Raw genomic sequence first — 25,747 nt, 5'->3', positions numbered from 1 at the left:
CGTGGGTGTCCCCGCCTGGCTTCATCACCGCTCACCTGTTTCAGGAGACGCACCATGCAGAAGTTCACCGTGCCTATCAGGCGCGCCGCCGGTGTGCTCGTGTCGGCTTGGCTGATGGCTGGCGCGGCGGCGGCGGCCGTGCCGCTGCCGGAGCTGAACATCGACCCGGCGCAGGTCAGCGTGTCGGGCGTGTCCTCGGGCGGCTACATGGCCGTGCAGCTGCACGTGGCCTATTCGGCCACCTTCAAGAAGGGGGCGGGGGTTGTGGCGGGCGGGCCGTACTACTGTGCGGAAGGCTCGGTGGTCTATGCCACCGGCCGCTGCATGGCGCACGACACCAGCATCCCGGTGAGCAGCCTGGTGGCCACCACCAACAACTGGGCCGCTAGCGGCGTCATCGACCCGGTGTCCAACCTCGCGGCCAGCCGGCTCTACCTGTTCTCGGGCACGCTCGACAGCGTGGTCAAGACGGCCGTGATGGACGACCTGCGCAGCTACTACGGCGCCTTCGTGCCCGCGGCCAACATCGCCTACAAGAAGGACCTGGCGGCCGAGCATTCCTTCGTCACCGACGACTACGGCAGCGCGTGCTCGGTCAAGGGCGACCCCTACATCGACGACTGCAACTTCGACCTGGCCGGCGCGCTGCTGCAGCAGATCTACGGCACGCTCAACCCACGCAACGTGGGCACGCTGGGTGGCAGCTTCGTCGAGTTCGACCAGCGCGGCTTCGTCGGCGGCCATGCGCTGGCGCAGACCGGCTGGGCCTATGTGCCCGCGGCCTGCGCCAGCGGCAGCGCCACGTGCCGACTGCACGTGGCGCTGCATGGCTGCAAGCAGAACACGTCGCAGATCGGCCAGCAGTACGTGCGCAACACCGGCTACAACCGCTGGGCCGACACCAACAACATCGTGGTGCTCTATCCGCAGACCGGCGTGACGGCCACCAACGGTTGCTGGGACTGGTGGGGCTATGACAGCCCCGACTATGCGAAGAAGGCCGGCCCGCAGATGGCCGCCATCCAGGCCATGGTCACGCACCTGTCGGGCGGCACGGCGGCGCCCGCGCTCGCGGCGCCCAGCGGGCTGACGGCCTCGGCGGCCACCGCCAGCAGCATGAAGCTCAGCTGGTCCGCCGTGCCCGGCGCCTCGGGTTATGTGGTCTATCGCAATGGTGGCCGGCGCAACCCAACGCCCATCACCGGCACGAGCTATACCGACACCGGCCTCGTCGCGGGCAGCAGCTACGACTGGACGGTGCGTGCGGTGAATGCCGCCGGCGCCCGCGGCGCCGCCTCGGCCACGGCCACCGCCAGCACCACCGGCATGACGCCCGTGTGCACCACCACCGACAACTACAGCCACACGATGGCCGCGCGGGCCTATGCGCTCTACGGCTTCACCTATGCCTATGGCTCCAACCAGGGCATGGGGCTGTGGAACATCTACATCGAGACGACCCTGAAGAAGACCGCCGCCGGCTACTACGAGGTCGGCACCTGCTACTGAACGCGCCAGGACTTCCGCAATTGCTTGAAACCCAGAACCTCACCATCCGCTTCGGCGGGCATGTGGCGGTGAATGCCGTCAGCTGCCGCTTCGCGCCGGGCACGCTGACGGCCATCGTCGGCCCCAACGGGGCGGGCAAGACCACCTACTTCAACCTGGTCTCGGGCCAGCTCAAGGCCACCGAGGGCAAGGTGCTGCTGAACGGCCGCGACCTGTCGGGGCTGCCGGCCTCGGCGCGCACGCGCGCCGGCCTCGGCCGCGCCTTCCAGCTGACCAACCTGTTCCCCAACCTCACGGTGCTGGAGAACGTGCGCCTGGCCGTGCAGGCCGCGCACGAAGGCGGGCACCGGCGCGGCCTCAACCTCTGGAGCATCTGGAGCGACCACCGTGCGCTGACCGAGCGCGCCGACGCGCTGCTGGCCGAGACCAACCTCAAGGCCCGGGAGCACGACGTGGTCGCCAGCCTGCCGCATGGCGACCAGCGCAAGCTGGAGGTGGCGCTGCTGATGGCGCTGGAGCCGCAGGTCTTCATGTTCGACGAGCCCACGGCCGGCATGAACGCGGCCGAGGCGCCGGTCATCCTCGACCTGATCCGCCGGCTCAAGCAGGACAAGACTAAGACCATCCTGCTGGTCGAGCACAAGATGGACGTGGTGCGCGAGCTGGCCGACCGCATCATCGTGCTGCACAACGGCACGCTGGTGGCCGATGGCGAACCGGCCGAGGTGATCGCCTCGCCCGTGGTGCAGGAAGCCTACCTGGGCGTGGCGAAGGAGGCGGCATGAGGCGCTCCCAGATTGGCTCCCTCCCCCTCTGGGGGAGGGCGGGGGTGGGGGCCAGCACGGCCACGCACGCCCACCTCGTCGCGAACGCCGCACGCCTTGCAAACGCTGCAGCCCCCATCCCCCCCTTCCCCCAGCGGGGGAAGGAGCAACAGCCATGAATCAAGCACTTCTCACGCTGGAAGGCGTGCACACCCACATCGGCGCGTACCACATCCTCCACGGCGTGGACCTGGTGGTGCCCAAGGGGCAGCTCACCATGCTGCTGGGCCGCAACGGTGCCGGCAAGACGACCACGCTGCGCACGATCATGGGCCTGTGGAAGGTGGCGCAGGGCCGCGTGCAGTTCGGCGGCAAGAGCATCGCCAACCTGCCCACGCCGCAGATCGCCGACCTGGGCATCGCCTACGTGCCCGAGACCATGGGCATCTTCGCGGACCTGACGGTGAAGGAAAACATGCTCCTGGCCGCGCGCAGCGCCCGCCGCGCGCAGGACATGGACGAGGCGCGGCTGAAGTGGATCTTCCGGCTCTTCCCCGCGGTGGAGAAGTTCTGGAACCACCCCGCCGGCAAACTCTCCGGCGGGCAGAAGCAGATGCTGGCCGTGTCGCGCGCCATCGTCGAGCCGCGCGAGCTGCTCATCATCGACGAGCCCAGCAAGGGCCTGGCGCCGGCCATCATCAACAACATGATCGACGCCTTCGCCGAGCTCAAGGCCAGCGGCGTGACCATCCTGCTGGTGGAGCAGAACATCCACTTCGCCCAACGCCTGGGCGACACCGTGGCCGTGATGGACAACGGCCGCGTGGTGCACGCCGGCGCCATGGCCGAGTTCTCGGCCGACACGCAACTGCAGCAGCGCCTGCTGGGACTGGCCCTATGACGACCCTCGCCAAAGACATCGACTGGAAGCCCCTGCTGCTGGTGCCCGCGCTCGCGCTGGTGGCCCTGCCGCTGGTGGGCTCGCCCTCCACCTGGCTCACGCTGACCATCGCGGGCCTGGCCATGGGCATGATCGTGTTCATCATTGCCTCGGGCCTGACGCTGGTCTTCGGTCTGATGGATGTGCTGAACTTCGGCCACGGCGTGTTCATCGCGCTGGGTGCCTTCGTGGCCACCAGTGTGCTGGGCGCCATGGGCGACTGGACGCAGTCCTCGTCCATCCTCACCAATCTGGTGGCGGTGCTGCCGGCCATGGTGGTCGCCATGCTGGTGGCGGGCGCGGTGGGCCTGGCCTTCGAGCGCTTCATCGTGCGGCCGGTGTACGGCCAGCACCTGAAGCAGATCCTCATCACCATGGGCGGCATGATCATCGGCGAGGAGCTGATCAAGGTGATCTGGGGCCCGGCGCAGATTCCGCTGCCGCTGCCCGAGGGCCTGCGCGGCTCCTGGCTGTGGGGCGATGCCGCGGTGGAGAAGTACCGCGTGCTGGCCGTGATCGTCGGCGCGCTGGTCTTCGGCCTGCTGGCCTGGACGCTGGCCCGCACCAAGATCGGCCTGCTGATCCGCGCCGGCGTGCAGGACCGCGAGATGGTCGAGTCCCTCGGCTACCGCATCCGCGTGCTCTTCGTCGGCATCTTCGTGGCCGGCAGTGCGCTGGCCGGCCTGGGCGGCGTGATGTGGGGCCTGTATCAGCAGAACGTGATCCCGCAGATGGGGGCGCAGGTCAACGTGCTGATCTTCATCGTCATCATCATCGGCGGCCTGGGCTCGACCACCGGCGCGCTGATCGGCGCACTGCTGGTGGGGCTGATGGCCAACTACACCGGCTTCGTCGCGCCCAAGGTGGCGCTGTTCTCCAACATCGCGCTGATGGTGGCGATCCTGCTGTGGCGGCCACAGGGCGTGTACCCCGTGGCGGGCAGCCGCTGAAAGGGAAGGGGACCGATCATGCTTCGACGCCTTCTTTCCAACGACCTGCCGCGCAGCAAGGTGCTGGCCGTGCTGCTGCTGGCGGTACTGCTGGGCCTGGCCTTCGCGCCCTTCCTGTTCCCGGGCGTCAAGGCGCTCAATGTGGCGGCCAAGATCCTGGTCTTCATCGTGCTGGTGGCCAGCTTCGACCTGCTGCTGGGCTACACCGGCATCGTGAGCTTCGCGCACACCATGTTCTTCGGCATCGGCGCCTATGGCGTGGCCATCGCCGCCACGCGCATGGGCGCGGGCTGGGACGCCGTGCTCGTCGGCGTGCTGTGCGCGCTGGCCGTCTCGCTGGTGCTGGCGCTGGCGGTGGGCCTGTTCTCGCTGCGGGTGCGGGCCATCTTCTTCGCCATGATCACGCTGGCGGTGGCCTCGGCCTTCCAGACGCTGGCCTCGCAGCTGTCGGATTTCACCGGCGGCGAGGACGGGCTGACCTTCAAGCTGCCGGAACTCATCTCGCCCAGCTTCGAGTTCAGCGAGGAGCCCTTCCTCGGCGTCTCGCTCGACGGCCGGCTGCTGTGTTACTACCTGCTCTTCGTTCTGGCCGTGGTGCTGGTGCTGGCGCTGCTGCGCATCGTCAACTCGCCCTTCGGCCGCGTGCTGCAGGCGATCCGCGAGAACGAGTTCCGTGCCGAGGCCATCGGCTATCGGGTGGTGGTGTTCCGCACGCTGTCGGCCGTGCTGTCGGCCCTGTTCGCCACGCTGGCCGGTGCCATGCTGGCCATCTGGCTGCGCTACAACGGGCCGGACACCTCGCTCAGCTTCGAGATCATGGTCGACGTGCTGCTGATCGTGGTGATCGGCGGCATGGGCACCATCTACGGCGCAGCCATCGGCGCGGTGCTCTTCGTGGTGGCGCAGAGCTACCTGCAGGATCTGCTGCGCCTGGGCAGCGAAGCAGCGAGCGGCCTGCCCTGGCTCTCGGCGGTGCTGTCGCCCGACCGCTGGCTGCTGTGGCTGGGCGTGCTCTTCGTGCTCTCGGTCTATTACTTTCCCACCGGCATCGTCGGCAAGCTGCGCAGTAGGAGCGCGAAATGAGCGTCACCCCCACTTCCCATTACGCGCAGCTGGTCGGCCGCGAGATCCACTGGATGGACTGGGGCGCCCCGGCCGCGCCCGCGGTGATCGCGTGGCACGGCCTGGCCCGTACGGGCCGCGACATGGACGAGCTGGCAGCACACCTGGTGGCCGAAGGCTGGCGGGTGATCTGTCCCGACACCCTGGGCCGCGGCCTCAGCCAGTGGAGCCCGGCCCCTGACGAGGAATACCAGCTCGCCTTCTATGCGCGCCTGGCCGACGCACTGTGCGAGCACCTGGGGCTCGCCCGCGTCCACTGGGTAGGCACCTCCATGGGCGGCGCCATCGGCACGGTCTGCGCATCCGGCCTCGTGGTGCCAGCGATGAAGAAACGCATCGCCGCGCTGGTGCTCAACGACAACGCGCCGCAATTGGCCGCCGCGGCCATCGAGCGCATCAAGGCCTATGCGGGCAATCCGCCGGCTTTCGACACCGTGAGCGAGCTGGAAGTCTTTCTGCGCACCGTCTACAAGCCGTACGGCTGGCTCAGCGATGCGCAATGGCGGCGCATGACGGAGACCTCGACCCGCCGCCTGCCGGACGGACGCGTCACGCCGCACTACGACCCGGCCATGGTGCGCCAGTTCACCGTGCACGACGACGACTACCTCATCTGGTCGCACTACGACGCCATTGAGGTGCCGGTGATGATCCTGCGCGGCGGCGAGTCGGACCTGGTGCTGCCGGAGACTGTCGATGCGATGCGCCATCGAGGTCCGGGCGCGGCGGGGCGGCTGACGGTGCTGGAGGTGCCGGGTTGTGGGCATGCGCCGGCGTTGAACGTGCCTGGGCAGTTGGAGCCCATCGCGGCCTTCCTGCGTGCGGTGCCTTAGTTCGACGCGACGGTTATGAAGAAGGCACGCTGTCGCGGGGCTGCTGCATGGCAAGGGACAGGGTGCGGGTGCGGCCGTAAGCGCGGCCTCACCAGCCTTGCGGCGCAACGTTTGACGTACGGGACCGCCATGGCGGCGAAGTCGTGAAGGGGAACCTGCGAGCGCAATCTTGCAGGCAATGCCTCTTGAGGGATGGCGGATTCAAACCAGAAGTGCAACACCCAGGCCTTCAGTGAATGGTGTTGGATTGTGGCGCGGAGTGGGTGATGAGGAGTTGACGGTAGACGGCCAACGATATTCTCACCCCCAGACCCTTGCGGGGGCCCGTTGTTGATTCCGTGGCAATGGCGTCGAGCCGTTCCTGGCTGTAGCCGCTCAAGTCCATGCCCTTGGGCAGGTACTGACGCACCAGCTCAATGATGTTTTCGTTGGAGCCACGCTGCCAGGGGCTGCGCGGATCGCAGAAGCACATCGCCACGCCCGTGTGGGCCGTCAGCTCCTTGTAGCGTGCCAACTCGCGACCCTGGTCGTAGGTCGGCGTGTTGCGCTTCGGCTGCGTGATGCTGCGCAGCTTGTCCGTGAAGGCCTGCATCACGCTGGCCGCACTGGCAGGTTTGGGATGGGGCAGCTTCACCAGCATCAGCAGCCGGCTGGTGCGCTCGACTAGTGAGCCCACCACGCTGGCGTTGCCTCGCCCTTGATCAGGTCGCCCTCCCAATGCCCGGGGAACTTCCGGTCTTTGACCTCGGGCGGGCGCACGTGGATGCTGAAGCATTTCCGGGATCTGCCCGCGGCGGTCCTGCCCCTTGCTGCGGGGCGTGCGCTTGTTGTGCGCCTGGCGAAGGCAGGCCACCGGTTCGCGCTTGAGCTCGTCCACAGTCTGGGCGTAGATGCAGTTGTGAATCGTCTCGTGTGACCCGCGGTGGTGGCCCTTGGGCCAGAGGCTCGCCAGTGTCAGGTCAATTTGCTCGGACGACCAGCACAGGCCCAGGCGATGACGTACGAAGCCGAACGGGACGCCTTCGGGATCCAGCTTGCGGGCAAGGCGCGCCGCAAGCCTGCGTTGTCAGCAGCAAATGGGAGCCGTGACGCTGGCGTAGCCGGTCGAATCGGCGTTGCGTTCCATTTTGCGGCTGACGGTGGACGCCGAGCCCCCAGCCCACGGACCATGGCGCACGCCCAGGCCCTGCTGGCGCAGGCTTGCCAGCGTCACGCGATCATCAGGTGGATTTGGTGGTATTTCTTCGTCGAAGTGCTGGGCATCTGCTGACCTTATCGGACGGCGGGTGATGCACTTCAGGTGTGAATCCTCCCACTCCGAACTTGGTGATTGTGTGCCTCATATCCAAAGGGGCGATACAACTCCTAGCTCTCTATGTCAGCATTAGGCCGACAACTCAGTTTCTTGCGCTGCTTGAGTCACCGCTGTTACATATCAAGTCACTTCTTAACGCTGCGCGCCAGTCAAGAAAACTACTCGAAAGGAATTTCAGTGGATGCAATTGCGATCCCTAGAGGCGTTTTAACGCTCAAGTCAAGGGTTAGAAAACTCTATCTGAGTTGGTGGGCGACACACTACGCTATTGGACTTATTGGCGTCTTAGGTGGAACACTGCTTACGGCGCTCACGTCAGCAAATGGGGAATCATCTGCCACATCTGATACCCTGATAACGTTTGGACATTTAAAAAACTATTCCTGGCTTATTGGCATTATCGCCGCGGTATGCACTAGCTTGGTAACGTTCTTGGGTCCAATAGGTAAGGCGGAGCGTTATTGGTCTGCCTATCATGTACTTGACCAAGCATGCCTTGAATACGAACAAGGTCTGCTGTCTGTCAAGAAATTTGTGACTCGTGTTCGTTATGCTAGAACAATTTTGCAAGCAGGCGGAAACGGCGATGATCAGTTAAATGATGTCATTGCAGACGCTGAACGCGACATCCGAATTCGAAGTGCGCAGAGCTCCGAGAAGAGAGAGCAATAGAGCAATTACTGAACAGCTCACCATTTGCGGAAAGCGTGGGCGCTGTATTTCAGATTTGAACTGCCCTCCTAAATCTGAGTTAAGCTGCCTGCCGTAGCTCTTCAATTCGCGCGAGGCGTGGGCGTCGCTTAGAGCCAGTTTCTGCACTCGTCCACTAACTTTGTTGCCCGATCTGCCGGCGGTAGTGCTGCATGAAAGCCAGTAGAGAGGCAGATCAGTTCTGCAAGATCAAGAGTGTCGGAAAGGATGATACCGTGGTTCTTCGCTTCGTCGGCCGCTCCAGTTTGAAATCCTGAGTGAGCCATGACCCAGCCGATAATTGGTCCCCTCGACTGTTCAAACCATGCTGGAATGTGGCGACGTACTCGATCACTTCGATGTCTGACGTTCTGCATTGTCGTTATGAATTGCTCTAACTTGTCTACGGCTACTGGTGAGCCATACTTCTTGCACTGACCGACAATCCGGACTTCCGCACCGACTGCAGAGAAGACATGTGTCTTCGTATGCATTGATAGAGTTGCAAAGAAGTCAATTCCTCCTTCGTTGCCGGGCGGAGTGAGCAACGTTTGAGTGCTACCAATCGCCGTGCATGAGACGCAGGCCAATGCCTCATACTCTCTATCTGTCAGCGCATCAATTTGACGAAGAACTTGTGGACGAGACATCGCTAAGGTCCCGCGCGATCTATCCTGAGCATTACCAGATGCGGCCAGCGTGTGACACGCGGAGGAAATCGCAAAGACACCGCCTGTAGCCTGAAGGAAGAATGGCGTTAAACCCCTTGCAATGTGCTCATCTATCTCGCGTGCCAACCAGTTCCAATATTTGCGCAAGTTGACGTCGGCGAACGCATCTGCGTCTGACCGAGCCTTTCGGAGTGTCGTTTGCGCTAGTTGGCTGAGCAACGCGCGAAAGTCCGTATTTCCCGGCGCAAGTTGCGTTCGATGCAAGGCGGCCAGTAGTTCTTTCTTCTCGCTCACAAAAATTAGGGCTTGATATCAGAGATCACGTTCTCCAGTTTTATAAGTGCTTCGATAATCTTTGCTTTTGTCTCGGGGTCCTTCATCGCCTTGTAAGGGACATTGCCTACGACCTTCGTGCAGATTTCGACTGCCGCGAACAGTTCGGAGACCGGATCTGACTTTCTTTTCGCTTCCTCTTCAAAGCGGCGGGTCAGCAGCAGTGAATAACAAGCCTCAAGGTCGGTTCCCCCTCTAAACTGTTCAAACAGATCCTTCTCATTAATCATCAGAACGGCAAGCTGGCGAATGTCATCACGCCTGGCAATACGCCTCCGCCCGAAGTCGCCCTTTTTCGACGTCCCGTCCTCTACTCCCGTATCGGGTCTTGGATAAAGCCAAGATATGAATTCGTCGAGATTCAATTTGCTTGTGAACTCATACTTATCATCATTCCACTCCAGCCACTCGCGCACTGGTGCTGAGCTTCGTCCGAAGAGTTCCTGAAAATACGGGTAGGAGCGTTCGTCAACTTCATTTATGTAGTCGGAAGCTTCGCGAGCTTGCTTGAAAGCATAATATCCGCGAACCCACTGACCTGCTCCATGAGGAGTCAGCCCGAATCGCTTTCCGACTTGTGTAAGCGATAGTGAGTCCTTCTCCATTTGTTCGACAAGCAACTTTGCCTTGTTAAATGCAGACCATTCGGCAACGCCGGAAATGTGCCGCAATCCCTGAAAGACCCAAGCTGCGTCCCCATCCGTTCCGGTGTACAGAAGGCAGGGGATGCTGGCGAGTGACTCAATAACGGTTGGAGAAACAGCGGAGCCGTCAAGCGCGTACTGGCCTATCAGTTTCGCTGCGCCGATACGACGATTGCCCTCAAGCACGACATATTTGTCGTGTGCAAACTGCTTGACGATTACCCGATCAATTGGAAGAAATCCGTTGACTTCCATGCTCATGCGAAGCTTCTCCACATCGAAGTCGGCTATCAGCCTCCGATGGGCAGCTTCCTGTACATCAGGTTTATCCCAGTGCTCAGTCGCGATGTATGCCCAGTCTGAGTCGGTGAATCGAGGATTGTTTGGATCGAGATAGATCTGAGCCAGTGGCAAGTCGACTGGCTGGAGATGTTGGTGCAGCGGCGCCATTGCTTGCGTCATGTTTGATCCGTTGTTGTGCAACAGAAGTGATTGTCGCTTGAAGTGCTGTGGAGGTTGTTGCGACGCCCTGATGCCAGTTGTGCAGGCCGTTGTGGCTCTCTGACATACCTGTCCCCCGCTGCCCAATCTGGATGTGCCCCACTGCGCGCCAAGAGGGTTCCGCAGAGGTTGCGCGAAGGCCTGCGATTAATTGTGCCTGCGTAGTAAGGACATTGCGTTTGTCGGGTGAAGACATTCATCCGCTTCCATCCGCTGCGGCACCGTGCCGAGAGGGGTACGCTGGAAGTGTGTGGCCGCCCCCGCAGCACCGTCGGCGCCTACCCGGCTGTTCTCAGCGTTGAAGTTGCACGGGTTGTGTCTTCCGGCCGCAACCACAGCATTGTGCTAGCCAAGCGGCTACACGGCACGGAAATTCGGATCAGCGAGACATCGAACTGCTGCTCACGCATCTGGACTTGGCGCAGCTGCCGTGGGTGATGCGTAAGAAGGAGATAGCAAAGCGTTACAGCTTGACATTGCCGCGGTCGCTCCTGCCTGACCGCTCACCAGCCTCAGTAACATTCGACTGGCTTGGGCGGCCAATGTCGAATAGCGAAGCCAGACCCCGGGCGGTCCGCCGATGCTTGGGCGGCCGGTTGTTCGTCTGGGCGATCAAGAAGCAGGGTTGCCACGCTCATGGCTGCAACTATTGCGAGCCATCGCGCGCTGGGGGCCTAAACTTTGGGTGCGCCTGCTGCGGGCACGGGCCGGCTTCGGTCTGCACTGACGTGCTTTAGTTGTGCGTGATGATTACTCTCGCGGGTGCGCAGGATCAGCCAACCCTGGCCCTCAATCCGCTGCCACGCAAGACGCCCGTCAGGCCAACGCTCACACGGGGCACGAGCCCCGCGGGCAATCAGCTGGCAGCGCGCGCCTCGTCGCGCAGGCGCTTGATCTGATCGTGGTTCTTCTGCGCGCCCTGCGCCTGACGCTCGATCAGCGCGCGCACATCGGCCGGCAGATCCTGCTGCAGTGCCTTGCGGTAGCGCGCCACGGCGGCATCTTCGCCGCGCTCGCATTCTTCGAGCATGGACTCTTCGCTGTTGGCACCGACGGCGCCCTTCACATGCACCCAGCCGCGGTGCAGCGCGCCGGACGCGGTGCCGCCGTCCGCAGGCTTGCCACCCAGGCGGATCACGAGTTCCTCCAGTTCGCGCGCGGCCTGCGCGCATTCGGCGGCACGGGTGCTGAAGGTGGTGCGCAGGCTGCTGTTCTCGACTTCTTCGGCGCAGAGGCGGAAGCCGTACTCGCCATCGCGCGAGTTCTCCAGCAAGTCGTTGAGGGTGTCGATGACGTCGTTGGTGGTCTGGGCCATGGTGGGCTCCTTCTTCAATGGGTGGATCGGTGACCGAGGGGAGGGGAGAGAAGCCTTCCCTCTCGGCTGCGGAACCGCCATGGTTGAAGGGACCGATCTTTCGGCCCGTCGTCGGGCCACGCGCCCCGCTGTAGGTGCAGGGGCCTTCGCGCTGCCCGTCAGGCGCAGAGGCGTTGTCGGATGCGCCGGCTCAGAGCGGGAGTGTTTGGGGTCCGGCTCCAGCGGTGGCGCCTGGCGTGACGAGCGGACGGGGACAACAGACTTTCCGGCGCTCGGCTCAGGAGAGCTGTAGCAGTTCGGTCGGGCTGATCATGCGAAGCCGCATGAGCTTGCTCATCCACCACAACCTCCAGACTCAGATGCCGAAGGCGCGGCGGCTTTCCGGTGCGATGAGGTCGTGGAACTCGGGATGTTTGCGCAGGAAGGCTGCCACGAAGGGGCAGACCGGAATCACGCGCGTGCCCATCGCCCGCACATCCTCCAGCGCGTGGCGCACCAGCGTGGAACTCAGGCCACGGCCCTCGAATTCGGGAAGGATCTCGGTGTGGGTGAACACCAGCCCATTGGCCAGCACGTTGTATTCGCTGAAGCCGGCCAGCGTATCGCCCAGCAGGATCTCGTAGCGGTGGGCGGCTTCGTTCTTTCGAAGGGTGGGGGTCTGCGTCATGCGGCTCCTTGCGGTCAAAAGGTGGCCGGCCATCATCGCCGAGCGCCGTGGCCGGCGCCCAGGCTCGTCAGTGGCGTCCGTCTGTCGCAGCGGCCGTCGAGGCGGCCTGCATCGGTGCCGCAGGTTCGAGCGCCGCCTTCACGGCCGAGACCAGCGCCGCGGAGGTGTAGGGCTTGGCCAGAATCAGGCTACCGCTGAGCTCGCCGCGCAGCAGGGGCGATGCATCGCCGCTGGCGAAGATCGTGACCAGTTCGGGCACCTGCGTGCGCAGGGCCGCGGCCAGTTCGGTGCCCGAGGCACCGGGCAGGTTGATGTCGGTCACCATGACCTGCGGACGATGGCGCTGCGCCAGGGCCTCGGCCTCTTCGGCGCTGCCGGCCTCGACCACGGTGAAACCCGTGTCGGTGAGCATGGCGGCCGAGGTCACGCGGATCAGCGGATCGTCTTCGACCAGCAGCACGACGCCGGCGCTGGGGCGGGCCGGGGCGGCTGTGGCGCTCGCCGCGGCCGGCCGGTCTTGCGTCGATGCGGAGGCCGGAGCGGCACTGGAGGGCGCAGGGGCCGCGGGCGCGGCGGCCTGCCGCTGCGCCCGGTTGCCCAGCAGGTGGCGCACCTTGCGCGCCAGGGCCTCGCGCGAATAGGGCTTGGACAGCAGCTCCACGCCGGCATCCAGCCGGCCGCCGTGGACGATGGAGTTCTCGGTGTAGCCCGATGTGAAGAGCACCGCCAGGTCCGGAATGCGCTGTCGGGCCTGACGCGCCATCTCGGGGCTCTTGAGCGGGCCGGGCATCACCACGTCGGTGAAGAGCAGGTCGACCGGAATGCCGCTTTCGATCACGGCCAGGCCCTTGGATGCATCCGAGGCCTGCAGAACCCGGTAGCCGAGGTCGGCCAGCATGGCCACGACCACCTCGCGCACTTCGGCATCGTCCTCTACCACCAGCACGACCTCGGTGCCGCCCTCGACGGCGCCGGCGTCCAGTCGCACCGCGACATCCTCCGCCTGCATGGCGCGCGGCAGGAACACCTTCACGGTGGTGCCATGCCCGACTTCCGAATAGATCTTGATGTGGCCGTTGGACTGTTTGACGAAGCCGTACACCATCGACAGGCCCAGGCCCGATCCCTTGCCTTCCGGCTTGGTGGAGAAGAAGGGCTCGAAGGCCCGGGCGATGACCTCCGGCGGCATGCCGGCGCCTGTGTCCGACACGGCCAGCATCACGTACTGGCCCGGCGCGACCTCGTCGTGCTGGCGCGCATAGGCCTCGTCCAGATGCACGTTGGCCAGCTCGATGGTGAGCCGGCCGGAGCCATTCATCGCGTCGCGGGCATTGATGGCGAGGTTGAGGATCGCGTTCTCGATCTGCGTCGGATCGACGAAGGTGTTCCACAGGCCGCCGCCGAGCACCGTCTCGATCTCGATCGCACCGCCGAGGGCGCGGCGCAGCATGTCGTCCATGCCCTGCACCATGCGCGTGGCGTTGACGACGCGCGGCTCCAGCGGCTGGCGCCGTCCGAAGGCCAGCAGCTGGGCCGCCAGCTTGGCGCCGCGCGAGACGCCGGCCATGGCATTGCCCACCAGGCGCTGCGCGCGCTCGTTGCCGGCGATGTCCTTGGACAGCAGGTGCAGGCTGCCCGAGATGACCTGCAGCAGGTTGTTGAAGTCGTGGGCCACGCCGCCGGTGAGCTTGCCGATGGACTCCAGCTTCTGCGCCTGCGCGAGCTTGGCCTCGGCCTGCCGGCGCTCGTCGATCTCGGCGATGACGCGCGCTTCGAGGTTCTCGTTGAGCAGGCGCAGTTGCTCTTCGGCGCGTTCGCGGTGGCGCACCTGGGCAGCCAGTGCTGTGGCCTGGGCCACCAGGCTGCGTTCGGCTGCACGCTGCTCGGTGATGTCGGTATGCACGCCCACCCATTCGTCGATGCTGCCGTCCTCGCGCAGGATGGGCAGGCCGCGCACGGCGAAGTTGCGCCAGACGCCGTCGCTGCGGCGTACCCGGTGCTCGTGGACGAACATGGTGCGGCCTTCGACGGCCGCATTCCAGGTGGCGATGGCGCCCTGCGCATCGTCCGGATGCAGGGCGTCGGCCCAGCCGTAGCCCTCGTATTCCTGCTGAGTCTGTCCGGTGAGCGCGGCCCAGCCCGGCTGTTCGCCGGTCATCCGGCCGTCGGCGCTGTTGGTCCAGAGCACGCCATGGACGGCGTCCATCGCCGTGCGAAAGCGCCGGTTGCCCACGCGCAGCGCCGCTTCCTGCCGCGCCCGGTCGGTCACGTCGAGGACCGTGCACATGACGCCGGCCGCCGCGCCCGCGGCTTCGTACACCGGCGTGTAGAAAAGGTCGAAGACATGCTGCTGCGGCCCGTCCTCGCGCATCAGCGTCATCGCGTGTTCGCGGAAGCAGACGATCTCGCCGCCAAGGCAGCGTTGCAGCACCTCCCGGTTCCATTCGGCGATCTCGGGCCACACCTCCATCGTCGTCCGGCCCAGTGCATCGGGATGCTGCGTGCCCAGCACGGCCCGGTAGGCGTCGTTGTAGAGCATCACATGGTCGGTGCCCCACATCAGCACCTTGGGCACGGGCGAGTTGACGATGTTGGAGACCGTGGTCCGCAGCGCTGGTGACCAGGTTTCCACCACGCCCAGCGGGGTGGTCGACCAGTCCCGCTGGCGGATCAGTGCCCCGCATTCCCCGCCTGCGGGCGGCCAGCCCGTGCCGTCGGACGGCGTTGGGCCCGAGTCTTCTGAAAGGGACGGCTGGACGGTGGAGACGTTCGGCATATCGGCTGTCGGTGGGGGAAAGCGCAGGAAAGACAGCCGGCGTGGGTCCTCACCCGTCCGTCAGCGTCGTGGCGCGCAGAGCGCCGCGGGATTCTCGTCAGCCGAAAGCGGTCGTCTTGACGGACAAGGCCGCGACACGCGGGGTGTTCGGGCCCATGGCCGCTGCGTGTGGCGGGGCCTCGGGCGCCAGGGCCTCGCGCCGTTGCGGGCAGCCGCGGCAGGGGAGGTGGGCCGGATGCACAGCGGCCTGTCGCGTGTGTCGTGCGTGCGCGGCGAGGCGCGCATCTTCAAGGCCGGTGCAGCGACGTCCAGCAATAGATCACCAGCGAAAAGCACAGGCTGATCAATAACGCGACCACCTTCTGCGCCGTATTTCTTTCTTCGGCACTGATGAAGAAAAGAACGACCGCCAAGACAAAACTGATGGTCAGGATCATGAATTGTTCGGCCGGCATTTTCTGGAAGCCCAGCAGGGTCATCGATGGCGGTTCAAGGGAAGCAGGCGTCTGCGGCCATCGATTTGCGCCGGGCCGCCCCCCAGTATGAAGCGCGGCCCACGTGCATTCAGTCAATCAATGAAATCTTTTGTCAATGTAATGAAAAGGCTGGTGAATTAATTCCTCTTCTGCGCGTTTGGCTGGATTGCCGCCAGACACCGCCCGCAGGTCGTGGCTGGCCTCGCCGCGAACGGCGGCGACCCATATCGGAAAAAGGAATTGGAAAAGTGGGGAGGGCCGTCGGCTCAATTCGGCCGGCGGCCTCGTCGGTCAAGGCCTGGCGGAAACGGGGATCGACGGTCCCGAAATACCGCCCGGCGTGGGCGTGCCACCGATGCGGCTGGCCCTCAGGCCGGCGCCATCCCTTGGCGACGGATGGCGCCCGCGGCCTCGGGGCCGGCCATGAAGTCGAGCACCGCCTGGGCCTCAGCCGCCCGCGTGCTGGTGGCCGCCACGGCACCCGAGAAGGTGGTGACGATCTGGATCGCGTCGGGCAGCGGGCCCAGGATATCGATGCCTTCCAGGTTCAGCATCTCGCTGAGCTGCTGGAAGCCCAGCGCCACCTCGCCCTTGGCCACCAGGCTGCCCACCGGCACGCCGGGCGGCGCGGTGACGATGCGCGGCCGGATCTCGGCGGCGATGCCCCAGCGCTCGAAGAGCTTGGCCAGTTGCACGCCGCTGGGGCCGGTGGAATAGGCCAGGCTCTGCGCGCTCAGCACGGCCTGCTTGACGGCCTCTTCGCTGTCGATGGCGGGCCGCGCCGCGCCGGCCTTCACGGCCACGGCCACGCCCGAGGTCACCAGGTCCTTGCGCGGGCCGGCCGTCTTGCCGGCGGTGGCCAGCTGGTCGATGGCGTTGGCCGCCAGCACCACCAGGTCGAAGGCTTCGCCGGCCTGCACCCGCTTGGCGGCATCGACGCCGCCCACCGATTCCACCCTCACCGCCTGGCCGGTGCGGCGTTCGTAATCGGCCGCCAGGTCGTTCAGGATCTGCCGGGTGGCCATGGAAGAGATGAGCGTCAGGGGGGCGGTCATGCTGCGGGTCGATGAGGGGTTGTCGGATGAACGGCGGATTGTGTCAGCCGTCGCCGAAGCGCGTCGCGATCAGCTGGCGCAGCCACTGGTTGGCCGGCTCCCGGTGCAGGCGCGCGTGCCACAGCAGGTGGATGCCGATCTCCGGCAGCGGGGCGGGGTGCGCCAGCCAGCGCAGGCCGAAGGGCCCGGCCATGCGCTGGGCCAGCCGCTCGGGCACGGTGGCGATCATGTCGGTGCCAGCCAGGATGTGGCCCAGGGCCACGAAGTGCGGCACCGTCAGCCGTACCCGGCGTTCGATGCCCTGGCGGGCCAGCTCGTCCTCGACCACGCCGTGGCCGGTGCCCGCGGAGACCACGGCCAGGTGCTCGGCCGCGCTGAACTCGCGCAGGCCGATGCGGCGCTTGTCCAGCGGATGGCCCTGGCGCATCAGGCACACATAGCGCTGGGTGAACAGGCGCCGCTGGAAGAAGCCGGTGCGCAGCTGCGGCAGCAGGCCCAGGGCCAGGTCCACATGGCCGGACTCCATCTCGTCCTTGAGCTGCACCGCGGTGTTGCGTACCGTGCTCACCGTCACGCTGGGGGCGGCCTCGGCCAGGGCTTCCATGAGGCCGGGCAGGAAGTAGATCTCGCCGATGTCGGTCATGCCGATGGTGAAGGCGCGGCTGCTGGTGGCGGGGTCGAAGCCCTGGTCCTGCCGCAGCGCGCGCTGCAGCAGCTGCAGCGCGGCGGCCACCGGCTCGGCCAGTTGCACGGCGCGGGGCGTGGGCTCCATGCCGCGCGAGGTGCGCAGGAAGAGTTCGTCGCCCACCGCCTTGCGCAGCCGCGCCAGCGCGTTGCTCACGGCCGGCTGGCTCAGCCCCAGCGCCCGCGCCGCGCCCGAGACGCTGCGCTCGGCCAGCAACTGGTTGAACACCAGCAGCAGGTTCAGGTCGAGCTGCTTGAGGTCCATGATGTGTTATTGACAATGGTGATGGGGCCTATTCACCGGATTCTATTGGTGGATAGTGGGCCCGGCTGGATGATGCGGCCCATTACGACAACGACGGAGACACGCACGATGAACAGTGCGCCCCACGAGGCCCCGCTGCGCTGGGAAGCCGGCGGCACCAGCCGCATTCCCTTCGCCGCCTACACCCGCGACGACCTGCACCGCAAGGAGCTGGAGCGCTTCTTCTACCGCGGCCACTGGTGCTACGTGGGCCTGGAGGCGGAGATTCCCAACCCCGGCGACTTCAAGCGCACCGCCGTCGGCGAGCGCTCGGTGATCCTGGTGCGTGCGCAGGACGGCGGCATCCATGTGGTGGAGAACGTCTGCGCCCACCGCGGCATGGCCTTCTGTCGCGAGCGCCACGGCAACCGCAAGAGCTTCACCTGCCCCTACCACCAGTGGAACTACAACCTCACCGGCAAGCTGATGGGCGTGCCCTTCCGCCGCGGAGTGCGCGACGAGTCTGGGGAGATGCACGGCGGCATGCCCGAGGACTTCAAGCCCGAGGACCATGGCCTGACCAGACTCAAGGTGGCCACGCGCGGCGGCGTGGTGTTCGCCAGCTTCGACCATGAGGTCGAGTCGCTGGAGGACTTCATGGGCCCGGTCATCCTGCGCTGGTTCGACCGGCTCTTCAATGGCCGCAAGCTGAAGATCCTGGGCTACAACCGCCAGCGCATTCCCGGCAACTGGAAGCTGATGCAGGAGAACATCAAGGACCCGTACCACCCCGGCCTGCTGCACACCTGGTTCGTCACCTTCGGCCTCTGGCGGGCCGACAACAAGTCGCAGCTGGTGATGGACGAGCGCCACCGCCACGCGGCCATGATCTCCACCCGCGGCCAGCAGGGCGCCGCCGCGCAGGTGACGCAGGTGTCGAGCTTCAAGGAGAAGATGTCGCTGGAGGACGCGCGCTTCCTGGACATCGTGCCGGAGCCGTGGTGGGGCGCTCCGCCGCTGCCGGGCCGCCCCAAAGCGGCGGACGCCCCCTCGGGGGGCAGCGACGCACACGTAGTGGCGAGCGTGGGGGCACCTGTTCCGACCGCCGTCATGACGACGCTGTTCCCAAGCGTGATCCTGCAGCAGCAGGTCAACAGCGTCTCGACGCGCCACATCCAGCCCGACGGCCACGGCGCCTTCTTTTTCGAATGGACGCACTTCGGCTTCGAGGATGACACCGAGGAGATGCAGCAGCGCCGCCTGCGCCAGGCCAACCTGTTCGGGCCGGCCGGCTTCGTCTCGGCCGACGACGGCGAGGTGATCGAGCTGTCGCAGATGGCCTTCGAGAGCAAGCCGGGCCATCGCGCGCTGGCCGAGCTGGGCGGCCGTGACGTGGGCGATGCCGACCACATGGTTACCGAGACGCTGATCCGCGGCATGTACGACTACTGGCGCGGCGTGATGGAGGCACCCGGGGCCGATGGACCACCGGCCGCAGCGGCGGCGGCCCGACCGTCGCCGTGTGCGTCCGAAGGCGACTCGCCCCAAGTCCATGGGGAAGGGAGCGCCGCCCGATGAGCCCGCTCAATTTCGAGGACTGGTTCGCGCTCAGCCAGCTCTACGCCCGCTACGCCAGCGCGCTCGACGCCGCCGACTGGGACGCCTGGCCGGAGTTCTTCACCGAGGACTGCCGCTACCGGCTGCAGCCACGCGAGAACCATGAACGGGGCTTTCCGCTGGCCACGCTGTCGTTCGAGAGCAAGGCCATGCTGCGCGACCGCGTCTACGGCATCCGCGAGACGCTCTACCACGACCCCTACTACCAGCGCCACGTGGTCGGCACGCCGCTGGTGCGCGAGGTGGTGGACGGCCGCATCCACTGCGAGGCCAACTACGCCGTCTTCCGCACCAAGCTGTCGCAGCTGACCACCGTGTTCAACGTGGGCCGCACGATCGATGAGGTGGTGCGGATGCCCGACGGCTCGCTCAAGTTCGCGTCGCGGCTGGTGGTGTACGACAGCGAGATGATCCCGAACTCGATCATCTACCCCATTTGAGGCCGGCTTCATGAACATTCCCACTGCCCACCTTTCAGGCACGGAGCCCGATCCGCACGGCCCGCCGCTGCGGCGGTTCCTCGATCCCGGCTACACGCCGCTTTGCAACTCGCTGGCCGAGATCCGCGCCGGCATCGATGCGCTGGACGAGCAGATCGTCGCGCTGTTGGCCGAACGGGGGCGCTATGTGCGCGATGCCGCGCGCTTCAAGCGTGACGCCTTCCAGGTCTCGGCGCCTGCCCGGCAGGAGCAGGTGTTCGCCAAGGTGCGAGCGCTGGCCGAGGCCAAGGGCGCCTATCCCGAAGTGGTGGACGCCTGCTATCGCGCGATGGTGGCCGGTTTCATCGCGCGCGAGCAGCAGGACCATGCGGCCATGGCCCCGGTGGAGGATGGGCAATGACCCTGTTGCGTCGACATACCCTCCAATGGGCCGCGCTGGCGGCCATCGTGTCGGCAGCCTTGCCCGCTCAAGCCCAGAACGCTGCCGTGTCGCAGGACTGGCCCAGGCGCCCGATTCGCATCGTCGTGCCCTTTGGCGCCGGCTCGTCGCCGGACATCCTCGCGCGCATCGTCAATGACCGCCTGGCGCCAAGGCTGGGCCAGCCGGTGATCGTCGAGAACCGCGCCGGGGCAGGCGGCAACGCCGGCACCGACGTGGTGGCCAAGGCCAGTCCGGATGGCTATACCTTCCTTCTGTCGGTCAATGCCCCGCTGGTCTACAACACGGTGCTCTACCGCAACCTGCCCTACGACCCCTTCCGTGACCTGGCCCCGGTATCGCTGGCAGCCACCACACCCAACGTCTGTGCCGTCAATGCGCAGACCGGCATCGACTCGGTCAAGGGATGGCTGGATGCGCTGCGGCGCAACCCCGGCAAGTACAACTTTGCTTCCACCGGCAACGGGTCCATCGCGCACCTCGGCGTGGAGCTCGTCAAGGCGAAGACCCAGTCATTCGCCGTCCACATTCCCTACGCTTCGTCGGCGCAGGCCGTGACGGCGCTGGTGCAGGGCGACGTGCAGTTCGCCTGCCTGCCGCCGGTGACCGTGATGCCGCAGGTCAAGGCGGGCAAGCTCAAGGCCTTGGCCCTGACCTCCGCGCAGCGCTCCGCGCTGTTGCCCGATCTGCCGACGCTGCGCGAGTCCGGTCTGCCGGACATCCAGGCCGTGCCCTGGTTCGCCTACATGGCGCCACGCGACACACCGCGGCCGGTGGTCGAGCGCATGAGCCGGGAGATCGCCGCTGTGCTCGCCGAGCCTGAAGTCCGACAGCGTCTGCTCGGCGCCTACTTCGATCCGGTCGGCGGGACCCCGGAGCAACTCGCGGCCTTCATGCGTGACGAACTGCAGCGATGGAAGCCGGTGATCGAGCGCGCCGGCCTCAAGCCGGACTGAGTCCCCCATCGCCGTGCATAGAGGTGCACGAGGAAGACTCAGCCGCCCAACAGCACACCCCGCGCCTTGTCCGTCCACAGCTGCAGGCTGTCCAGCAGGTCCTTCTGGCTGAAGGAGCAGCTTTCCTCGCTGAACAAGGCGCTGGATTCCAGGCGGTCCACCACGTCGAGCAGGACAGGCGCGTAGCGCGGTGGGAGCGCGGCCTGCAGCGCAGAGGCCTGGCGGGCGTGGTCGCACAGGCGGCCAAGTTGCAGCGGATCGCGGCGGGTGGCGGCGAGCAGGTCGGCGAGTCGGGCGAGCTGGTCCTGGGCGGTGGCGGCGTCGGTGGTCGTGTTCATGGCGCGAGCGGGGTGTTCGAGGTCGGTACGGTGCAGGGGCGCGGCCTGCAAAGGTCAGGCTGAGGCGGACCGTGCCGGCAGCGCAGGCGGCAGCGGCAGGTCGCGTTCCTGCATCAGCGCGCGCAGCCGGTCGGGATAGTCGGTGATCAGGCCGTCCACGCCCATGTCGATCAGGCGGGCCATGTCGGCGGGGTTGTTGACCGTCCAGGGCAGCACCTTCAGGTCCAGGTCGTGGGCCTCCTTCACCTGCTGGGGCTGCAGGTCGCCGAAGGCCGGCGACCAGATGGACAGGCCCTTGCCGCGCCGCGATGCGGCATCGATCAGCCGCGGCACGCTGCCGCCATGGTCGGCCAGGCGCAGGCCCGCGGTCCAGCGGCTGTCCTGCACGGTGCGCGGACTGGTGAGCCAGGCGCGCCAGAGACGGGGTTCGCGCGTCTCGGCATACACCAGGCTACGCCAGTCGAAGCTCTGCAGCGTCACGTGAGAGATTCGTCCGGCGCGCCGCGCCTCGGCCAGGATGGCGTCGGTGATGGCTTCGGGCGACGCGGTCTCCGCGGGCTTGGTGGGGTCGACCTTGGTCTCGATGTTGAAGCTGATCTGGCCCGCGCCGCGCCGGTCGGCCAGCGCGAACAGCTCTGCCAGGGTGGGAATGCGTTCGCCGTCGCGCGGCACCTGGTTGGGGAACTGCTGGCCGTATTGGGTGTTCGGGTTCAGCCGGCCCACGTCATAGGTCTTGAGTTGGGCCAGGGTCAGCTGGTGGATGGCCGGTCCCGTGGCGCTCAGCCAGCGGCCCTGGGCGTCGCGCGTGTGGTCGGGGTTGAGGGCCGTGTCGTGCGAGATCACGGCCACACCGTCGGCCGTGAGCCCGATGTCCAGTTCCAGGGTGGTGACGCCGAGGCTGATTGCGTGGTCGAAGGCGGCGAGCGTGTTCTCGGGTGCGAGGCCGCGGCCACCGCGATGCGCCTGCAGGTCGAGCAAGCGCTGCGTTGGCGCCTCGGGCACGGTCCGGCAGGCGGCCAGGCTGGCGAAGGCGGGAAGCAGGACGAGGGTGCCGCGGCCGAGCAGCGCGCGGCGGGACAGGGGCTGGGGAGGCGACGTGGACATGCCCTGATTCTGGACGCCGCCGATGACGGTGGCGTCAGCGCCAGCGCCGGGGTTTGCCCGGGGACACGGGACGTGTGGCAAGCAGCCGGGACGCGCCCTGCAGTGCCCGTGCGACGCGGCCACGGCGAAGCGTGCGTGGCCGCGTCCTTCGCACGCTATCGGAGCTGCACCTTGATGCCGTCCGCCAGCATGGTGATGTCGCCGATCTCGTAGGTCTTGCGGCCGACGGTCAGGTCTTCCTTGCGGAAGGTGTGCAGGGCCTGGCCCTGCAACAGCTCCTGCGCGACGGCGGCGCCTGCGCGCTGCAGGCGCACGGCGTCCTGGCCACCCACGCCGTCGAACACCACGCGCTCCGTGCGCGGCTGGTCCAGGCGCAGGCTCAGCGTCTCGGGGTCGTAGCGCAGCATGCTGCTCACAGCCACCTGGCCGCCCACCTGCGACGGATTGAGGAAGGGGCTGGCGATGGTGACGGCGGTGGTCAGCATCGCGCGATTGGCGCCCGGGTCCAGGTCCAGCCGCGGGTCGCGCAGCGTGACGTCCAGTAGGCCGCCGGCGCTCTGGCGCAAGGGGAATTTCTTCGCCACCTGGGCTTGCAGTTCCTCGCGCGAGGCCGTGTATTCGCTGGTGAAGAAGTTGAAGCCGGCCCAGGCGCTGCGCAGCGGCGCGGCCCCCAGCAGGAGCAGGGCGCCGCCGCTGGCGAGCAGGTGGCGGCGTGCGGCGAGGTCGGGTTGCGTCATGCGAGGTTTGAAGGTGAGGCCAGGGATGGGTTCCTCGGCCGTCGAAGAGGTGGTGTCCGCATGTTTCGCGGACGTTCGATCAATGGGCCGGGCGGTGGCATGTGCGCGTGGCATCGGGCGGCCGGCGGGGCCGAGGACGGCCGCCTCCGTGTTCAGTCCAGCCGCGCGCCGGAGGCCTTCACCGCCGCCGCCCAGCGCGGCGTTTCCGCCTGCAGGAAGCGGCCGAAGTCCGCGCTGCCGAGGAAAGCCGGATCCGCGCCCTGGCTCACCATGCGGCTCTTCAGGTCGGGCTGGGCCAGAACCTGCTGGAAGGCGCCGCTCAGCCTGTCGACCACGTCCTTGGGCGTGCCGTCCGGCACGAAGAAGCCGTAGAAGCCCACCACCTCGAAGCCCTTGAGCCCGGCCTCGATGGCGGTCGGGACGTCCGGCAGCGCTGGGTTGCGCTCGCGGCTGGTCACGGCCAGGGCGCGCACCTTGCCCTGCTTGTGGTAGCTCGCGGCCTGGGGAATGGACTCGGCCATGAACTGCACCTGCCCGCCCATCAGATCGGTGAAGGCAGGTGCGCTGCCGCGGTAGGGAATGTGGACCATGAAGATGCCGGCCGCGCTCTTGAACATCTCGGGCACCAGGTGGCTGATGCCGCCGTTGCCGGCCGAGCCGTAGTTGATCTGGCCCGGCCGCGCCTTGGCGTACTGGATGAACTCGCCCAGCGTCTTGGCCGGCACGTTGTTGTTGACCAGCAGTGCCAGCGGCTGCATGGCGGTGCGTGCCACGGGCGTGAAGTCGCGCAGGGTGTTGTAGGGCAGGTTGCGGTAGAGCGCGCCGTTGATGACGGCCACGCCGGTGTTGGCCAGCATCAGCGTGTAGCCGTCCGCCGGGCTCTTGGCGACGAAGTCGGCGCCGACCGAGCCGCCCGCGCCGGGCTTGTAGTCCACCAGCACCGGCTGGCCGAGCACGGCCTGGAGGCGGTCGGTGAGCAGGCGGGCATGCTGGTCCAGCGGACCGCCGGCGGGAAAGCCGATGACGATCTTCAGCGGCTTGTCGGGAAAGGCGGCCTGCGCGGCCAGGCCCGTGCACAGCGCCAGCGTGCCCAGCAGGGCGGCCAGGCCGCGGCGGCGCAGCAGGGAGCGGTGGTCTTGCTTCATCGGCGTCTCCGTTCTTGTGTGGGCGCCGATGATAGTGAGCGGCCTCTGCCGCCCGTGACGGTCGCTCAGTCGTGCAGCGACGACAGGAACTGCTTCAGCTCCGCCGTCTGCGGATTGCCGAACAGCTCGGCCGGCGGACCCATCTCGTGCACGCGACCCTGGTGCATGAAGATGACGCGGTCGCTCACCTTGCGGGCGAAGCTCATCTCGTGCGTGACCATCAGCAGCGTCATGCCCTCGTCGGCCAGCGACTCCACCACGCGCAGCACTTCGCCCACCAGCTCGGGGTCGAGCGCGGAGGTGATCTCGTCGCACAGCAGCACGGCCGGCTCCATGGCCAGGGCGCGGGCGATGGCCACGCGCTGCTGCTGGCCGCCCGAGAGCTGGTCGGGCATGGCGTCGAACTTCTCGGCCAGGCCCACGCGGGCCAGCAGCTTGCGCGCCTGTGCCTCGGTCTCGGCCTTGTTCTTCTTCTTGACCAGCGTGGGCGCCAGCATCACGTTGCGGCCCACCGACAGGTGCGGGAAGAGGTTGAAGCTCTGGAAGATCATGCCCACGCGCTGGCGCAGCTCGCGCATGGCCATGGCGCTGTCGTGCAGCAGCGGCTTGGCGTCGACGGTGAGCGCGCCTTCCTGGAACTCCTCCAGGCCGTTGATGCAGCGCAGCAGGGTGCTCTTGCCCGAGCCGCTCTTGCCGATGATGGCGATCACCTCACCACGTGCTACTTCCAGGTCGATGCCCTTGAGCACCTGGTTGCTGCCGTAGGACTTCTTGAGCGCCGTGATGCGCACGATGGGCGCGCCGGGCTCGACATGGGCGTGGGTTTCAGGAACGGCGGCCATGGGTCTTTCTTTCGAGATGCTTGGCGTAGAGGCTGACGGGGAAGCACAGCGCGAAGTACATGAGCGCCACGCAGGCGAACACGGTGAAGGGGCGGAAGGTGGCGTTGGAGATCATCCCGCCCGCCTTGGTCAGCTCCACGAAGCCGATGACCGAGGCCAGCGCCGTGCCCTTGATGACCTGCACCAGGAAGCCGACCGTCGGCGCGATGGCGATCTTGACGGCCTGCGGCAGGATCACATGCCGCATCTGCTCGCCGAAGTTCAGCGCCAGGCTGGAGGACGCCTCCCACTGGCCGCGCGGGATGGCGGCCACGCAGCCGCGCCAGATCTCGGTGAGGAAGGCGCTGGTGTAGAGCGTCAGCGCCAGCGCCGCCGAGGTCCACGGCGACACGTCGATGCCGAAGAGCGCGATGCCGAAGTAGGCCAGGAAGAGCTGCATCAGCAGCGGCGTGCCCTGGAAGAGCTGCACATAGCCGCCGATGAGCCGCTGCACGGCCTTGCCGCCGCGCAGCCGCGCCGCGAGCAGCAGGCCGCCGACCACGCCGCCGCCCACGAAGGCGATCAGCGACAGCACCACCGTCCAGCGGGCGGCGAGCAGCAGGTTGCGGAGGATGTCCCAGAGGGTGAATTCGACCATCGT

The 25,747-nt window shown here is 66.5% G+C and carries 26 protein-coding genes; 11 read left to right on the top strand and 15 right to left on the bottom strand.

Going from position 1 to position 25,747, the window contains the following annotated elements; genetic code table 11:
- Positions 1 to 54: 54 nt before the first annotated feature.
- The 6 genes from ACT54X_RS22915 to ACT54X_RS22890 all read left to right on the top strand — a co-directional run bounded on the left by ACT54X_RS22915 (position 55) and on the right by ACT54X_RS22890 (position 6,118).
- Positions 55 to 1,509, top strand: a complete 1,455-nt coding sequence (locus ACT54X_RS22915; protein ID WP_476348791.1) for an extracellular catalytic domain type 2 short-chain-length polyhydroxyalkanoate depolymerase — start codon at positions 55 to 57, stop codon at positions 1,507 to 1,509.
- A gap of 20 nt (positions 1,510 to 1,529) precedes the next feature.
- Positions 1,530 to 2,294 carry an ABC transporter ATP-binding protein gene (locus ACT54X_RS22910; protein WP_294368565.1) on the top strand — a complete coding sequence of 255 codons (765 nt, stop codon included), beginning with the start codon at positions 1,530 to 1,532 and terminating at the stop codon, positions 2,292 to 2,294.
- Positions 2,295 to 2,448: 154 nt separating this feature from the next.
- Positions 2,449 to 3,174, top strand: a complete 726-nt coding sequence (locus ACT54X_RS22905; protein ID WP_294368562.1) for an ABC transporter ATP-binding protein — start codon at positions 2,449 to 2,451, stop codon at positions 3,172 to 3,174.
- Positions 3,171 to 4,163: a branched-chain amino acid ABC transporter permease gene (locus ACT54X_RS22900; protein ID WP_294368559.1), complete on the top strand. Its 993-nt coding sequence runs from the start codon at positions 3,171 to 3,173 to the stop codon at positions 4,161 to 4,163. The genes ACT54X_RS22905 and ACT54X_RS22900 overlap by 4 nt, the downstream gene beginning before the upstream one ends.
- An 18-nt stretch (positions 4,164 to 4,181) precedes the next feature.
- Positions 4,182 to 5,246, top strand: coding sequence for a branched-chain amino acid ABC transporter permease (locus tag ACT54X_RS22895; RefSeq protein WP_294368556.1), 1,065 nt, complete (start codon positions 4,182 to 4,184; stop codon positions 5,244 to 5,246).
- Positions 5,243 to 6,118, top strand: coding sequence for an alpha/beta fold hydrolase (locus ACT54X_RS22890; protein WP_294368554.1), 876 nt, complete (start codon positions 5,243 to 5,245; stop codon positions 6,116 to 6,118). The genes ACT54X_RS22895 and ACT54X_RS22890 overlap by 4 nt, the downstream gene beginning before the upstream one ends.
- Before the next feature lie 229 nt (positions 6,119 to 6,347).
- Here ACT54X_RS22890 and ACT54X_RS22885 read toward each other — a convergent pair whose 3' ends face one another.
- Positions 6,348 to 7,103 (bottom strand): IS30 family transposase, encoded by a 756-nt coding sequence (locus tag ACT54X_RS22885; protein ID WP_294369194.1) that lies wholly within the window; start codon positions 7,101 to 7,103, stop codon positions 6,348 to 6,350.
- A gap of 9 nt (positions 7,104 to 7,112) precedes the next feature.
- Here ACT54X_RS22885 and ACT54X_RS22880 point away from each other — a divergent pair, with 9 nt between their 5' ends.
- Positions 7,113 to 7,388 carry a hypothetical protein gene (locus ACT54X_RS22880; protein WP_294368550.1) on the top strand — a complete coding sequence of 92 codons (276 nt, stop codon included), beginning with the start codon at positions 7,113 to 7,115 and terminating at the stop codon, positions 7,386 to 7,388.
- Positions 7,389 to 8,233: 845 nt separating this feature from the next.
- On the opposite strand, the gene ACT54X_RS22875 is transcribed toward ACT54X_RS22880, so the two are convergent.
- From ACT54X_RS22875 to ACT54X_RS22840, 8 genes are all read right to left on the bottom strand, one after another.
- Positions 8,234 to 9,088, bottom strand: a complete 855-nt coding sequence (locus tag ACT54X_RS22875; protein WP_294368546.1) for a restriction endonuclease — start codon at positions 9,086 to 9,088, stop codon at positions 8,234 to 8,236.
- A 5-nt stretch (positions 9,089 to 9,093) separates the two neighbouring features.
- Positions 9,094 to 10,233 carry a ParB/Srx family N-terminal domain-containing protein gene (locus tag ACT54X_RS22870; protein WP_294368543.1) on the bottom strand — a complete coding sequence of 380 codons (1,140 nt, stop codon included), beginning with the start codon at positions 10,231 to 10,233 and terminating at the stop codon, positions 9,094 to 9,096.
- Between the two features lie 895 nt (positions 10,234 to 11,128).
- Positions 11,129 to 11,587, bottom strand: a complete 459-nt coding sequence (locus tag ACT54X_RS22865; RefSeq protein WP_476348790.1) for a ferritin-like domain-containing protein — start codon at positions 11,585 to 11,587, stop codon at positions 11,129 to 11,131.
- Between the two features lie 355 nt (positions 11,588 to 11,942).
- Positions 11,943 to 12,254, bottom strand: a complete 312-nt coding sequence (locus tag ACT54X_RS22860) for a GNAT family N-acetyltransferase (RefSeq protein WP_476348789.1) — start codon at positions 12,252 to 12,254, stop codon at positions 11,943 to 11,945.
- A 67-nt stretch (positions 12,255 to 12,321) separates the two neighbouring features.
- Complete coding sequence (locus ACT54X_RS22855) at positions 12,322 to 15,030, bottom strand: response regulator (protein ID WP_476348788.1); 2,709 nt, start codon at positions 15,028 to 15,030, stop codon at positions 12,322 to 12,324.
- 287 nt (positions 15,031 to 15,317) lie between these two features.
- On the bottom strand, positions 15,318 to 15,509 hold the full coding sequence (locus ACT54X_RS22850; protein WP_294368532.1) for a hypothetical protein: 192 nt from the start codon (positions 15,507 to 15,509) through the stop codon (positions 15,318 to 15,320).
- Positions 15,510 to 15,874: 365 nt separating this feature from the next.
- Positions 15,875 to 16,561, bottom strand: a complete 687-nt coding sequence (locus ACT54X_RS22845; protein ID WP_476348786.1) for a substrate-binding domain-containing protein — start codon at positions 16,559 to 16,561, stop codon at positions 15,875 to 15,877.
- Positions 16,562 to 16,604: 43 nt separating this feature from the next.
- A complete protein-coding gene (locus tag ACT54X_RS22840) occupies positions 16,605 to 17,510 on the bottom strand; it encodes a LysR family transcriptional regulator (protein WP_294368526.1) in 906 nt (301 codons plus the stop codon).
- A 108-nt stretch (positions 17,511 to 17,618) separates the two neighbouring features.
- Here ACT54X_RS22840 and ACT54X_RS22835 point away from each other — a divergent pair, with 108 nt between their 5' ends.
- From ACT54X_RS22835 to ACT54X_RS22820, 4 genes are read left to right on the top strand one after another with little or no spacing between them, the layout of a single operon-like run.
- The gene (locus ACT54X_RS22835; protein ID WP_476348784.1) at positions 17,619 to 19,067 is read left to right on the top strand and encodes an aromatic ring-hydroxylating dioxygenase subunit alpha; all 1,449 of its coding nucleotides are present in this window, start codon (positions 17,619 to 17,621) and stop codon (positions 19,065 to 19,067) included.
- A complete protein-coding gene (locus tag ACT54X_RS22830; protein WP_476348782.1) occupies positions 19,064 to 19,546 on the top strand; it encodes an aromatic-ring-hydroxylating dioxygenase subunit beta in 483 nt (160 codons plus the stop codon). The genes ACT54X_RS22835 and ACT54X_RS22830 overlap by 4 nt, the downstream gene beginning before the upstream one ends.
- A 10-nt stretch (positions 19,547 to 19,556) precedes the next feature.
- Positions 19,557 to 19,946: a chorismate mutase gene (locus tag ACT54X_RS22825; protein ID WP_294368518.1), complete on the top strand. Its 390-nt coding sequence runs from the start codon at positions 19,557 to 19,559 to the stop codon at positions 19,944 to 19,946.
- The gene (locus ACT54X_RS22820) at positions 19,943 to 20,941 is read left to right on the top strand and encodes a Bug family tripartite tricarboxylate transporter substrate binding protein (protein WP_476348780.1); all 999 of its coding nucleotides are present in this window, start codon (positions 19,943 to 19,945) and stop codon (positions 20,939 to 20,941) included. The genes ACT54X_RS22825 and ACT54X_RS22820 overlap by 4 nt, the downstream gene beginning before the upstream one ends.
- 38 nt (positions 20,942 to 20,979) lie before the next feature.
- On the opposite strand, the gene ACT54X_RS22815 is transcribed toward ACT54X_RS22820, so the two are convergent.
- The 6 genes from ACT54X_RS22815 to ACT54X_RS22790 form a co-directional block, all read right to left on the bottom strand.
- Positions 20,980 to 21,279, bottom strand: coding sequence for a hypothetical protein (locus ACT54X_RS22815; protein ID WP_294368513.1), 300 nt, complete (start codon positions 21,277 to 21,279; stop codon positions 20,980 to 20,982).
- 54 nt (positions 21,280 to 21,333) lie between these two features.
- Positions 21,334 to 22,383: a glycerophosphodiester phosphodiesterase gene (locus tag ACT54X_RS22810; RefSeq protein WP_476348778.1), complete on the bottom strand. Its 1,050-nt coding sequence runs from the start codon at positions 22,381 to 22,383 to the stop codon at positions 21,334 to 21,336.
- A 155-nt stretch (positions 22,384 to 22,538) separates the two neighbouring features.
- A complete protein-coding gene (locus ACT54X_RS22805) occupies positions 22,539 to 23,120 on the bottom strand; it encodes a YceB family lipoprotein (protein WP_354319966.1) in 582 nt (193 codons plus the stop codon).
- 152 nt (positions 23,121 to 23,272) lie between these two features.
- The gene (locus ACT54X_RS22800; protein WP_476348775.1) at positions 23,273 to 24,265 is read right to left on the bottom strand and encodes a Bug family tripartite tricarboxylate transporter substrate binding protein; all 993 of its coding nucleotides are present in this window, start codon (positions 24,263 to 24,265) and stop codon (positions 23,273 to 23,275) included.
- Positions 24,266 to 24,330: 65 nt separating this feature from the next.
- Positions 24,331 to 25,107, bottom strand: a complete 777-nt coding sequence (locus ACT54X_RS22795; protein ID WP_294368504.1) for an amino acid ABC transporter ATP-binding protein — start codon at positions 25,105 to 25,107, stop codon at positions 24,331 to 24,333.
- Positions 25,091 to 25,744 carry an amino acid ABC transporter permease gene (locus tag ACT54X_RS22790; protein WP_354319967.1) on the bottom strand — a complete coding sequence of 218 codons (654 nt, stop codon included), beginning with the start codon at positions 25,742 to 25,744 and terminating at the stop codon, positions 25,091 to 25,093. The genes ACT54X_RS22795 and ACT54X_RS22790 overlap by 17 nt, the downstream gene beginning before the upstream one ends.
- Between the last annotated feature and the right edge of the window lie 3 nt (positions 25,745 to 25,747).

This window comes from Pseudacidovorax sp. DMC4 (assembly GCF_056314265.1).
This window is presented reverse-complemented; position numbering and strand designations above follow the sequence as displayed.